The organism is uncultured Chitinophaga sp. (genome assembly GCF_937874145.1).
Taxonomy (GTDB): Bacteria; Bacteroidota; Bacteroidia; order Chitinophagales; family Chitinophagaceae; genus Chitinophaga.
This window is the reverse complement of record NZ_CALNBI010000393.1, coordinates 1-12,715: the sequence shown is the minus strand read 5'-3', so window position 1 is coordinate 12,715 and position 12,715 is coordinate 1. Positions and strand designations below refer to the sequence as shown.

The window sequence follows — 12,715 nt, the reverse complement described above, 5'->3', positions numbered from 1 at the left end:
CGAAATGGCGATCGCCTTGCGCCCGCCTTCGTGCTGCATGGAGCCGGGGAGGATCACCGGGCCGATGTACTCCGCTCCCACAATGCAAACCGCCGCTATGGAAGCGGCGTTGGAGATGACGAGGGTCCAGTTGATCATGAACGAATAGGCGGGGTGGAAGCCGTGCGACAGCACTTTGTAAAAACCGCCCGCTACCGGGAAGCGCGAGCCGATTTCGGCGTAGGTCAGGGCCCCGCACAAGGTAACGAGCCCTCCCAGCACCCAAACCATATAAAACAGCGCGGGGGTACCGGTTTCCCGGGCTACGCTTACCGGCGTACGGAATATCCCCATCCCGATCACCAGCCCCACCACGATCATGGTGAGGTCGAAAGGCCCGAGTTTCGGTTTGATGCTCATATCATACAAGATAACCGATTAACGCCTTATTTACCAAAATATCCGTAGGTTTGCCGCCGGTAAACGGTTGCCTTGCTCCTGACCGGGGCTGGCATTAATAGGGAATCCGGTGCAAATCCGGAGCTATCCCCGTAGCTGTAAGCCCGCATTCAAGATTTTCAGGATCCCCAGCCACTATTCCGGTGCACCGGAACGGGAAGGCCTCCTGAAAAGCGGGCGAAGCCAGAAGACCTGCCGCATACCTTTTGATTTATCCGCGCTTTCGGGTGAAAAGCGGAGGGCATATGCGGCATAGCCAACATACGTACTTTTCAATTTCCCCAGGCGCCACTGATTTTTTTATAATCTATGGCCTACATGAAAAAAACATCACTGATCCTGACCGCCGGCGTCCTCGCCGCCAGCCAGATCGCATGGGCGCAGGACTCCGTCCGCGTCTCCGAGCTCAGCACTTACACCGTTACCGCCACCAAATTCGCCAAGAAACTCAGCGAAACCGGTAAGGTCCTCACCATCATCGGCAACCGCCAGATCGAACAGAACCTGGGCCGCACCGTGGCAGATGTGCTCAACGAATCCACCGGCATCGTGATCGGCGGCGTCTATTCCAATCCCGGCAAAAACCGCGAAGTCTACTTCCGCGGCGCCACCTCCCAGTACACCACTATCCTCATGGACGGCATCCCCGTTGCCGACGCCACCGGCCTCACCGGCAACGCCATCGACCTCCGCTTCCTGCCCATCGACCAGGTGGAAAGGATCGAGATCCTCCGCGGCACGCAAACGACGCTCTACGGTGCAGACGCCATCGCCGGCGTGATCAATATCATCATGAAGAAAGGCGGCAACAAACCCGTCAACGTCTTCGGCGACCTTATGTTCGGCTCCAACCGCACCATGAAAGGCTCCCTGGGCCTCCGCGGCAAGCAGGACAATATCGATTACAACATCGCCTTCACCCATTTCACCACCGACGGCATTTCCGAAGCCGCCCGGCCCGATTCCGTGAAAGAAGTGTTCGACCGCGACGGCTACCGCCAGAACGGCCTCAACGCCACCGTGGGCATCCAGGCCACGGAAAACTTCCGCATCCAGCCTTTCCTTTTCTACAGCGACTATAAAAGCCGCTTCGACGGGGGCTCTTTCGCGGATTCCCGCATCAACCGCAACGAATCCGACTTCCTGCATTCCGGCGTGCGCACGCAGTACGCGCTCGGCAACAAAGGCAATATTCACGGTAATTTCGCGTACCAGCGCGTGAACCGCTTCGACGAAACCGGCTGGGACACCACCCACCTCGACGGGCGTTCCTACTTCGCGGAAGTGTACAGCCACTACGACGTCACCAACTGGCTGCAGGCGCTCGCCGGCGTGGAATACCGCCAGGCGGAGATGATCAACGCCGAGCCCGACGAAGACAATTCCTGGGACAAGCACAGCCAGAACACCGTGAGCCCTTACGTTTCGCTGTTCCTGAAGAACTTCCACGGCTTCAACCTGGAGCTGGGCGGGCGTTACACCATCCACAACAAATACGGCAACAAGTTCACGTACACCATCAACCCGTCCTACGTCTTTTCAGATAAGCTGAAAGTTTTTGCCACGGTGGCTTCCGGCTTCAAAGCGCCGACGCTTACCTCGCTGTACAGCCAGTATGGCAACCCGGACCTGAAGGCCGAGCACGCCGACAGCTACGAAGCCGGTATCCAGACTTACCTGCTGCAAAACAAGCTGGACCTGCGCGTGGTGGGCTTCAAACGGAATATCAAGGACCAGATTTCCTACATCAATTATAAATACATCAACTTCAACCAGCAGCGCGACAAGGGTGTGGAAGTGGAAGTGAGCGTGCGGCCCATCGAAAGGCTGAACGTGAAAGCGTCTTATGCGTATGTAGACGGCCAGGTGACGACGCAGGCGCCCTCCGGCAAAGACACCACTTACTCCAACCTGGTGCGCCGCCCCAACCACACGGGCCAGATCGATCTTTCATTCCAGGCTACGAAAGGCTTGTTCGTAGGCACCAGCCTCCGCCACACGGGCACCCGCGGCGACCTGTACTATGCGCCCAATGCCTGGTCGGCCGAAAACATCCAGCTGGAAGCGTATACTATCTGGAACGCCTACGCGGAGTATAATTTCGGGAAGGCCAAAATTTTCCTGCACGCAAATAATATCACCAATAACAAAAAATATTGGGAAATTTACGGCTACTCCGTGCTTGGGTTCAACATGCAGAGCGGGGTATCTTTTTCATTCTGATTTAAAAACTGACGCATGTCCATCAAACAAATCCAGCCGCGTTTCATTGTATTGCTGCTGTTTATCGTAGCCGGGGGCATCCTGCGCGTGACCGCCGCGGGCAACCTCACGCCGTTCTCCAACTTCTCCCCGCTGGGAGCCATGGCCCTCTTCGGCGGCGCCATGTTCGCCGACAAATGGAAAAGTTACCTGTTTCCCTTGCTGGCGCTGTTCTTCAGCGACGTGATCATGATGAAAACGGTATATGCTGCGTATGCAGACGGATTCCTGTTCGAAGGATGGTATTGGAATTATATCGGCTTCGCCGCGATGGTGCTTATCGGGCAACTGGTGATCCGCGACGTGAAAGTGATCCCCGTACTGGGCGGCGCCGTGCTGGCGGCCGTTGTGTACTGGCTGATCGTGGATTTCGGCACCTGGATGCGCCCCACCAGCATCGACATCACTACCGGCCTGCCGTTTTCCCGCGACTTCTCCGGACTGATGAAATGCTACGCACTGGGCCTTCCCTTCATCAAAAACACCCTGATTTCCAATGTCGTGTACTGCGGCCTCTTCTTTGGGCTGTTCAGCTGGCTGGAAAACAGGATCCCGGCGCTTTCCGCCCGATAAATACTTAAAAGGCCGGCCGCAAACCGGCCTTTTTTCTTCCACCCACAACCGAGCTCAACATGACCGCATCTTCCTTCCTCCCCGCCGCCACCCAGATGATCTATGATATGGGACTGCAACACCTGCTCGACGGCATCACTTTCGAATGCCCGCCGCAGGCGCTGGACGAAAAGCGGAAAGTAGTGCGCTGCGTGCTGGAAGGCAAACAGTACAGCAGCGAGGAAATCGACCGGATCTTTTCCGCTTCCAAGGCGCAGGGCAAAAGTTTGTATTACGTAGATGAGCCGCTCCTCGCCGATATCGCTCCAGACGTGATCTTCACGCAGGACGTGTGCGAAGTTTGCCAGATCGATACGCATTGCACCCAGCAGGCCGTGTATAAACTGGAGAAGCAACCCGAGCTCGTGAGCCTCAGTCCCAATAACCTCGATGATGTATTCCAGTGCGCCATTACCATCGGCCGCGCCCTGGGAGAAGAAGCCGCCGCATTCCGCTACGTTACCGCTCTCCAGCAAAGGCTCGACGCCGTGGTGGACCGCCTTCGCCAGCACCGCTCGCCCCTGCGCCGCGTGATGATCATGGAATGGATGGCGCCCGTGTACAACTGCGGCCACTGGATTCCTTACCAGGTGGCCTACGCCGGCGGCGTCGATATGCTGTCGAACCCCGCGGGCGACTCCATCGTTACCCCCTGGGACAAAATCCTCCGCTACGACCCGGAAGTACTCGTGATCGCACCCTGCGGGTTCCTGACCGGCCGCTCCCTCGAAGAACTGGACCTGGTGACCAAAGTCCCGGGCTGGAACAACCTGCAGGCTGTCCGCAACAACGAGGTATACCTCGCGGATTATGACCTCTTTACCCAACCCAGCGCCAGCACGCTGACCGACGGCGTGGAAGTGCTCGCCCATCTTTTCCACCCCCACATCTTCCCGCCACCGCAACATTTGCAACATAAATTCCGCTCCGTTGAAACGAAGGCGGTTACCGCATAAATGAAAAAGGCCTTCCGAACGGGAGGCCTTTTTCATGCGACCTGGAGGCCGCTTTTTTTGCAATTCAAGTCATTATTTGATGAGCCACATATCGCCATTGATATCGTCTGTTCCGCCGAACTGGCGTTGCAACGCGGCTTTGACCTGGTCGTTATTGGTTTGGTACTCGCGTTGGGGATAGAGCCAGCGTTTCGGGATCTTGCCGTCGTTGGCATTGGCCGGCCCGATGTCGAACTGCGGGATGCCGGTGCGGCGGTATTGGTAATACGCCTGGCGGCCGGAGTTCATGAAGAAGGCGAGGTATTTCTGCAGGAGGATCTGTTTCAGGCCTTCGGCATTATTTCCCTTGTACTGCACTTTCGGCGTGGCGGCATACCAGGTATTGAATACGTCTTCGCCCAGCCCGTAAAACGCGAACGAAGCGATGATCCCTTTTTTATACCAATCCTCCGCGCTACCCGGCGCCCAGCCCCGCTGGATCGCTTCCGCGATGGTGAAACAGGTTTCGGGGTAGCCCAGCTGGATGCAGGGCTCGCCGCTGCCCGTCTGCCAGTAGCGGCGTTCGTTGCCGTAAGACAAATACCCGTTCGCATTCTGCGACGACAGATCACTTAACACATCGCCGGTACGGCCGCCTTTGTAAGAAGAGAAACGGGCGGCATACCCGGGAACATTGTTCGATTTGGCCGTATCCACCGGCTCCGCGATCTCGAAAGTGCGGGGATCTTTGTAAGCCACCAGCGAATCGAGGTAGGTGGCGCCCATGTTGTTGCGGCCACGGTCGAAGCCGCGGTTGTAGGGCCCGAGCGGGTAACGGTTATCCTGGATATTGCCGTTGAACACCACCTGGTAGTTATCTCCGTTACCGGTCATGATGGGAAAGTTGGCGGGAGATGCCAGGATCGCGGCGAACTGGGTTTTCACTTTCAGATCGGCATCGTCGGCATGTTTGCTGAGGTTGATGAGCACGCGCAGGCGGGTGCTGTTGATCAGCTTGTGCCATTTGTCCAGGTCGCCGTCCAGCATAAAGTCGCCGTTGATCTTATTGCGCCTGGCCGCATCGAGGAAGGCTTTCATTTCGGTGGCCGAAGATTCCAGCAGGGCGAGCACCTGGCGGAAGACTTCTTTCTGCGGATCGTATTTCGGGGTGAAGTTTTCGGATGCGGATTGCATGGCTTCGCTCATGGGAACGTCGCCGAACTTCATCGTCATATCCAGGTAGCACCAGGCTTTCAGGAAGTTGGCGATGATGAGATACGGCCGGTTTTCGTCGCCGCCCAGGCGGGAGGCTTCTTCTTCCATCTTCTGGATATTACGCAACACATTGTAGCGCATGCCCGTGGAGCTCCAGTTGTAACCCTGGCTGGCGTAATAGTCGAAATTCGAGACCCAGAACTGGTTTTCGCGCTGCGCCTGGTCCCAGGGGTTTTCTTTCAGATCGATGAGGACGCCCGTGAGCAACAGCGCCGGGGGCGAAACGGTGGGCTTGTTCGGGTTGTCTTGCAGCGTTTCGAACTTTTTGCAGGACGCGGCGCCCATCGCCAGCGTTGCGCATATGAGGATGTTGGTGATGTGTTTCATGTTCGTTGGTTTACGGATCAGAAGGAGAAATTCAGGTTAACGCCGTAGCTTTTCACGGAAGGCGTTTGCAGCCCGTTCGCCCCATCGATGAACTGATCGAGGTCGATATTCTTGTATTTGGTGATGTACAACAGGTTGCGCGCCACGAACGAAACATTCGCGGATTTAAACGGCGACCGGGAAAGCTTTTTCGCCGGCAGCGTGTACGTCAGCGTAACGTCGCGGAGCTTTACGAAAGTCTGGTCGATGATATTGGAGATTTCAGCACCCATGAGGTTGTACGCCCAGTCCTGGAAGGTGGTCTTATTCGTATTGGGTGCGAATTCGCGGGTATCGGAAATCACGTTTCCGTCGCCGTCGCGTTTCAGTTCGCCTTTCGTTACCACCACGCCATCGCCCGTCCAATGCGGGATGGGTTTACCGGTATTGGGATCGCGGAGCGCGTCTTTCTCCCTTTCCGCCGGCCCTGCATCCGGATGGCGGCCGCCCTGCCAGAGTTTTTGGTTCACATAGTTCAACGTCTTCCCGCCCACACGGCCATCCAGGAGGAAGGAGAAGCGCCAGTCGCCGTAAGTGAACGTGTTGCTGAGGCCGCCGAACCAATCGGGAGTGAAATAGCCAACCCTTTTCGGGATCGGGTCTTTCACCGGCAAACCATTAGTCCCGTACACCACTTTCCCATCGGGCGAGCGGTAGAAATCCGTCGTGTAATATGCGTCGGATCGTTCCCCGATCCTGATATAGCCGAGTTTCTGCTGATCGCCGTAGACTTCCTTGAGGTAGGGTTTGTAGGATGTCCAGTTCAGCATGACGTCCCACTTGAATTTCCCCGAAGCAACCGGGGTGCCGTTCAGGGTTACTTCGACCCCGCGGCGGAGATATTTCAACCCGTTGAGAACTTTCGACAGGTAACCGGAAGTTTCCGAAATGGGATTATTGAATACCTGCGGGCCATCCACCGCCCTGTAATACGCCACATCGAGGCCCACCCGGTTTTTCAGGAAACGCAGGTCTGTCCCCACTTCGAACGAAGTGCTGAAATACGGTTCGATCTGGTCGTTGAAGATCTTATCGGCGTAATAAGCCGAAGGCATATTGGCCCAGCGGGTGCCCAGCGTATAGTTCGCGATATTGGAGTACAGGCCGATATCGTCGCCCACGCGCGCCCAGGAGCCGCGCACTTTCCAGTAATCGATGAAGCCCGGCATTTTGATCATTTCGGAAATGATGGCGCTGACCGACACGGAGGGATAGAAATAAGTGTTGTTGCTGAGGGGCAACGTGGAGGAGTGGTCCATCCGCCCTGTGAGGCCGAGGAACAGGTAATTCCTGTAAGCCAGGTCCACCGAGGCATAGGCGCTCCCCACCTGCTTGGTGGCGGTGTAATTGGTGGGCTTGCGCTGCTCGCTCGTGTTCTCGAAGTTATACCACATCGGGATGAGCAGGTCAGCCGTTTCACCGTAGATATTGCGGTTGTTGAGCGTGCGGAGGTTGGCGCCGGCGTGGGCCGACAACTCGAAATGCCGCCCGAAATCCTTGTCCCAGGTCAGCAGGAAGTCGGTGTTATTCTCGAAATTATACGTCCACCACTCACGGTACTTGCCTTTCAGGTTGGCTTCGTAAGCGCCGGCGGAATAGGGCAGTTTATTGTTTTCGTAAAGATTGGTGGCGTTGATGTGCGTGCGCAGCATGGCGTTGAAGTTCTTCGCGATCTTGTAGTTCGCCGAAACGTAACCGTACATATCGTCTTTGTAATATCCGCGCAGCCACTCGTTGGCGATGAACCAGGGGTTATTGTACCGGAAGTATTCGAAGTTATACTGCTGGATGCCTTCCTTGCCGGGCTGCCAGTAATTGCGGAGGTCGCGCACATCGAAGTCGGCCCCGCCCCAGATAGTGAGGTAGTAAATGAAACTGTTGGGACCGTAGGCCAGGTTGGGATAATTGGGTGTGTATTGCTTGTTGTAATTCACGTTCACGTCTACACGCAACCTATCCGTGAAATTCACGCCGCCGGCCACGTTCACGTTCGTGATATTGACGTGCGTATTCGGGACCTGCCCGCGCTGGTATGTATGCGAGGCCGACAAGCGGATATCCGTTTTTTCGTTCCTGGAAGAAACCGCGACGTTGGCGGTGGAAAGGAAGCCGTTGCGCAGGAAGTTCTTCAGGTTGTTGGGGCCACGGCGCAGCCAGGGCGTGGGGATAGGTTCGCCGGTGGCGGGATCGATGGGACTGTCGAACTGGGGGAGCTCTTTCCAGCCGCTGGCGGTGGAGGGGTCTTTGACATTGAATCTGGGGCCCCACTGGTTGTAGTCCACGTCATTGATCCCGCCGCCTTTACCGTCGCCGAAGGCATATTCGCCATAATCACCGGGGCCGTAATCGTTCTGTGTTTCGGGGATGGCATTATAACCGGCCTGCAATTGCTGGCTGGTGTTGAATTCCACCCGGGTGCCGGCAGTTCCGCGTTTGGTAATGATCTGGATGGCGCCGTTCACGCCGCGGGAACCGTAGAGGGCGGAGGCGGTGGGGCCTTTCAGCACGGAGTACGATTCGATATCGTCCGGACTGAGGTTCCAGGAGTCGGAGCTGATGGGAACACCGTCCACCACGATGAGCGGTTTCACGCCGCGGAGGCGGATATCGGGGTTACCGAAAAGATTGGGGTTGGACGCGATGAGGAGGCCGGACACTTTGCCAGACAGGGAGTTGATGGCATTGGGCTCGCGGGCCTTCACCAGGTCGGAGCCTTTTACTTCCTGTACGGAAAAACCGACGGCTTTCTTTTCTTTTTTGATGCCGAGGGCGGTGACCACGACTTCGTCGAGCGATTTTTTGTCGGTGAGCAGGGTTACGTTCAGGGTGGATTGTCCGTTGACGGGGACTTCCTGCGTTACGAACCCGAGGGAGGTGAATTGGAGGATAGCGTCGGAAGCGCAACGGATGGAGAATTTTCCTTCGCCGTCGGTGACGGTTCCGGTGTTGGCGCCTTTTACTTTAATGGTGACGCCGGGGACGGGTTGTTGGTCTTCGGCGGAAACGAGGCCGGAGACGGGGTGTTGCGCCCATGCCCGGGAGCATGGCATCGCGAGGGCGAGTGCGAGGAGCGCGACCCTGAGGAGTGGCTGTAGAACGTGTTGCATAAGGAAAGGATTAAGCGGTTTTCAAAACAAAAATGCGGTGATCGTATAAAGGAAATGTTAAGTATTACTAAATTTAATAGTATAGTTATATTAAAATAATAATTCCTTAACACCTGAAATCCGGGGGTAAATTCCAAACGTGCGACCTTCGTTGAATAGCAACCTAATAGCCTATCATACTTGATTTTGGTAGAATCTTTAAAAAGTTTAGCAGAAACTTTCCCGAATTTAAAGAATTTTTATAATTTACAAATATTAAACACGAAGAAGGTGACAGGTTGGCTATACTAAACACTTCGTTTATGATCACCAAAAGACTGCAACAGCCCTCGGGACTTCTCTTTATTGCCTGGTGCCTGCTGGCCTCCTTCGGCACTTATTTTTGCATGTACGCGTTCCGCAAGCCCTTCAACACCGGGCTTTACGAAGGGCTGAGCCTTTTCGGCCTGGGATATAAGACCGTGCTCATCATCGCACAGGTGCTGGGGTATATGGTTTCCAAGTTCGCGGGGATTAAGGTCATTTCAGAACTGCGGCCCGGCCAGCGTATCCGGCTGGTGGCGGGGCTTATCTTGTTTGCACTGGTTTCGTTACTGGGGTTTGCGCTGGTTCCCTATCCCTATAATTTCCTGTTTCTATTCCTGAACGGCCTGCCGCTGGGGATGGTCTGGGGCGTGATCTTCAGCTTCCTGGAAGGGCGGCGCTTCACGGAAATCCTGGCGATGGGGCTCAGCATCTCTATCATCGCGGCTTCCGGCATTCTTAAAACCATTTACCTGGAGATCCACTCCCTGTTCCCGGCGATCTCTGAATTCTGGATGCCCTTCGTCATAGGGCTCCTCTTCCTGCCCCTGACCTGCCTTTTCATCTGGATGCTCTCCGTCATCCCTGCGCCCGGCGAAACCGACCGGCTCCTGCGGGCGGAGCGCGCACCGATGACGCCGCAGGACAAAAACACCATCATACGGAATTACTGGCCCGGGCTGCTTTGCATCCTGCTGATATATTGCCTGCTCACCACGCTCCGCGACTTCCGCGACAACTTCAGCGTGGAAATCTGGAACGAGATCGGCGGCAACCACTGGAACAGCGGCATCCTCGCGCAAACGGAGCTCATCAGCACGGTGATCGTGGTGGCATGCGTGTCGTCGTTGTCGCTGATCCGCAATAATATCCGCGGGCTTTGGGCCACGAATGGGCTGATCGCGATCGGCATCCTGATGACGGGCGCCAGCACAGTGCTTTTCCACCGCCAGGCCATCAGCTCTTACAGCTGGATGCTGAGCCTGGGCACAGGGCTTTTCCTTGCATATATCCCCATCCAGGTGGCGTTGTTCGAACGGCTGATCGCTCTGTTTAAAATGAAAGCCAACGCCGGGTTCTTCGTATACGGCTGCGATGCCATCGGGTACCTGGGGAGCGTGGGATTACTGCTGTACCGCGAATTTTTCATGAAGGACCTCCGCTGGAGCCGCGTGCTGATGCAATTCAGCTACCTGCTGTGCTTCGCCTGTCTCGCCCTGCTTATTACCGCTTTCGTATATTTCAACCGCAAAAATGGCCTCCGCAAGCTGTGGGAAAAACCAGAGCCAACGGCGCCCAAACTGCATAACTTTACAATACATTTATGAAGAAACTGTTATTCACGCCCGGACCGCTCTCTACTTCTCAAACCGTAAAAGCCGCCGCCATGGAAGATATGGGCTCGCGCGACGCGCTTTTCGTGGATGCCGTGAAACAGATCCGCGAAGAACTGCTCACACTGGGGCATGTGTCGAAAGAAGAAGGATATGAAACCGTGCTGATGCAGGGCTCCGGCACATTTGGCGTGGAAAGCGTGATCAGCAGCGTTATCGGCGAAAACGATCACCTGCTCGTGTTGAGCAACGGGGCTTATGGCGAGCGCATCGTCAAAATGTGCACCATCCACAAACTCCCGCATACCGTACTGCGTTTCGAAGAAGATGAAATAACAGCCCCCGCCGCCGTGCACCACCTGCTGGAACAACAAAGCTACATCACGCACGTAGCCTGCATCCACAGCGAAACCACCACGGGCCTCTTCAACCCTATCGAAGCCATCGGCGCGATCTGCGCGGAGCTCGGCAAAACCTTCATCGTAGACGCCATGAGCAGCTTCGGCGGCGTTGCGCTCGATATCCGCAAGGCGCATATCCAATACCTCGTTTCCTCCTCCAACAAATGCATCGAAGGTATTCCCGGTTTCGCCTTCATCATCGCGGAAAAGCAGTCCTTACTGAAAACGAAAGGCCAGGCGCGCAGCCTCAGCCTTGATTTGTACGAGCAATGGCAGGGCCTCGAAGCCAACGGGCAATTCCGCTTCACGCCGCCCACGCTCAGCATCATGGCGTTCCGCCAGGCGCTGCAGGAGCTCCGGGAAGAAGGCGGCATCCCCGCCCGCGAGGCGCGCTACCGCAAAAACAAGGAAACGCTGGACAAGGGCATGGAAGCCCTTGGATTTCAACAATACCTGCGGCCGGAGATACAGGGGCACATCATCACGTCGTTCCTCTATCCCAACGATCCCACCTTCCATTTCGAACAATTCTACCAGCAACTCAGCGACCGCAACTTCGTGATCTATCCCGGCAAACTAAGCAAAACCAACGCCTTCCGCATCGGCAATATCGGGCAGATCTTCCCCGAAGATGTGGCCGCGCTCGTAAAAGCCATCGGCGAGATCGTGCAAAAGCAGCCCGCACTTTCCTGATATTTTTCCCTGACACAACTACACCTGGCGCACCCCTGAAAAGGTGCGCCTTTTTTCTTTCCATTTAACTAAAATAGAAACGGCCACGGTTACCCGCGGCCGCTGCATACAAACGTTTAAAGAGCGCCCTACCAGGGCAGGGAAAATGTTTTCACGTATGTAAAGCACTTCATGGCTTCGATCACGCCTTCCTTAATGCCCAGCCCGGAATCTTTGATGCCGCCGAAGGGCGAGCTCTCGATCCGGTAACCCGGCACTTCGTTGATGTTGACCGTCCCCATCCGCAGGTTTTTCACCGCGTAGAGCGCCTTTTCCATGTCTTTTGTAACAATACCGGAGGAAAGCCCGTAAGCTGTGCTGTTGGCCAGCTGCACCGCGTCTTCCAGGTCTTTGATTTTCATCACGGGCGCGAGTGGGCCGAAGGATTCGTGCACCACCATCTGCGCGTCGCGGGGAACGTCGGTGATTACGGTCGGTTCCAGCAAAGCGCCTGTACGGCGGCCGCCGATGCGCACTTTCGCGCCCTGGGCCACGGCTTTCGCCACCACATCTTCGAGATATTTAGCCGCCGGCTCGTCGATCACCGTGCCAACGCGGGTTTCGGGGAGATGGGGGTCTCCGGCCAGGTATTCCTTTGTTTTTTCGATCAGTCTTTCCACGAACTCGTCGTGAATGCTTTCCTGCACGAGGATGCGCTTCACCGCCGTGCAGCGCTGCCCGGAATTGCGGTACGATCCTTCCGCCGCCAGTGTTACGGCCAGGTCCATATCCGCATCTTCGAGCACGATCAGCGGATCGTTGCCGCCCAATTCGAGGATCACTTTCTTATAGCCGGCGTTCTTTGCAATATGTTTTCCCACCGCCACGCTGCCCGTAAAGGAAACAAGCTCCACGCGCGGGTCCGTCACCAGCACTTCCGCCACTTCGGCCGTGGGTCCAAGCAACACGCTCAGCATGGCCGGCGGCAATCCTGCCTCGTACAGCAACTC

The 12,715-nt window shown here is 56.1% G+C and carries 9 protein-coding genes and 1 riboswitch; of the genes, 5 read left to right on the top strand and 4 right to left on the bottom strand.

Going from position 1 to position 12,715, the window contains the following annotated elements:
• Window positions 1–399, bottom strand: a 399-nt coding sequence (locus tag Q0510_RS19150; protein WP_298715373.1) for an amino acid permease, incomplete at its 3' end; no start/stop codon positions are given.
• A 47-nt stretch (window positions 400–446) separates the two neighbouring features.
• Window positions 447–653, top strand: a riboswitch (cobalamin riboswitch).
• A gap of 103 nt (window positions 654–756) precedes the next feature.
• Here Q0510_RS19150 and Q0510_RS19145 point away from each other — a divergent pair.
• Genes Q0510_RS19145 through Q0510_RS19135 form a run of 3 tightly spaced genes read left to right on the top strand, consistent with a single transcriptional unit; the run spans window position 757 to window position 4,268 of the window.
• Complete coding sequence (locus Q0510_RS19145; RefSeq protein ID WP_298715372.1) at window positions 757–2,661, top strand: TonB-dependent siderophore receptor; 1,905 nt, start codon at window positions 757–759, stop codon at window positions 2,659–2,661.
• Window positions 2,662–2,676: 15 nt separating this feature from the next.
• Window positions 2,677–3,273 (top strand): DUF6580 family putative transport protein, encoded by a 597-nt coding sequence (locus Q0510_RS19140; RefSeq protein ID WP_298715370.1) that lies wholly within the window; start codon window positions 2,677–2,679, stop codon window positions 3,271–3,273.
• 59 nt (window positions 3,274–3,332) lie between these two features.
• Window positions 3,333–4,268, top strand: coding sequence for an ABC transporter substrate-binding protein (locus Q0510_RS19135; protein ID WP_298715368.1), 936 nt, complete (start codon window positions 3,333–3,335; stop codon window positions 4,266–4,268).
• A gap of 72 nt (window positions 4,269–4,340) precedes the next feature.
• On the opposite strand, the gene Q0510_RS19130 is transcribed toward Q0510_RS19135, so the two are convergent.
• Entirely contained in the window at window positions 4,341–5,849 is a 1,509-nt protein-coding gene (locus Q0510_RS19130; RefSeq protein WP_298715366.1) for a SusD/RagB family nutrient-binding outer membrane lipoprotein, read from the bottom strand.
• Window positions 5,850–5,866: 17 nt separating this feature from the next.
• Window positions 5,867–8,995, bottom strand: coding sequence for a SusC/RagA family TonB-linked outer membrane protein (locus Q0510_RS19125; RefSeq protein WP_298715365.1), 3,129 nt, complete (start codon window positions 8,993–8,995; stop codon window positions 5,867–5,869).
• A gap of 302 nt (window positions 8,996–9,297) precedes the next feature.
• Here Q0510_RS19125 and Q0510_RS19120 point away from each other — a divergent pair, with 302 nt between their 5' ends.
• Window positions 9,298–10,626, top strand: a complete 1,329-nt coding sequence (locus tag Q0510_RS19120; protein WP_298715364.1) for a DUF5690 family protein — start codon at window positions 9,298–9,300, stop codon at window positions 10,624–10,626.
• On the top strand, window positions 10,623–11,726 hold the full coding sequence (locus Q0510_RS19115; RefSeq protein ID WP_298715363.1) for a 2-aminoethylphosphonate--pyruvate transaminase: 1,104 nt from the start codon (window positions 10,623–10,625) through the stop codon (window positions 11,724–11,726). The genes Q0510_RS19120 and Q0510_RS19115 overlap by 4 nt, the downstream gene beginning before the upstream one ends.
• A 128-nt stretch (window positions 11,727–11,854) precedes the next feature.
• Here the strand turns inward: Q0510_RS19115 and Q0510_RS19110 are convergent.
• A partial coding sequence (locus tag Q0510_RS19110) for an aldehyde dehydrogenase family protein (RefSeq protein ID WP_298715360.1) occupies window positions 11,855–12,715 on the bottom strand: 861 nt, incomplete at its 5' end.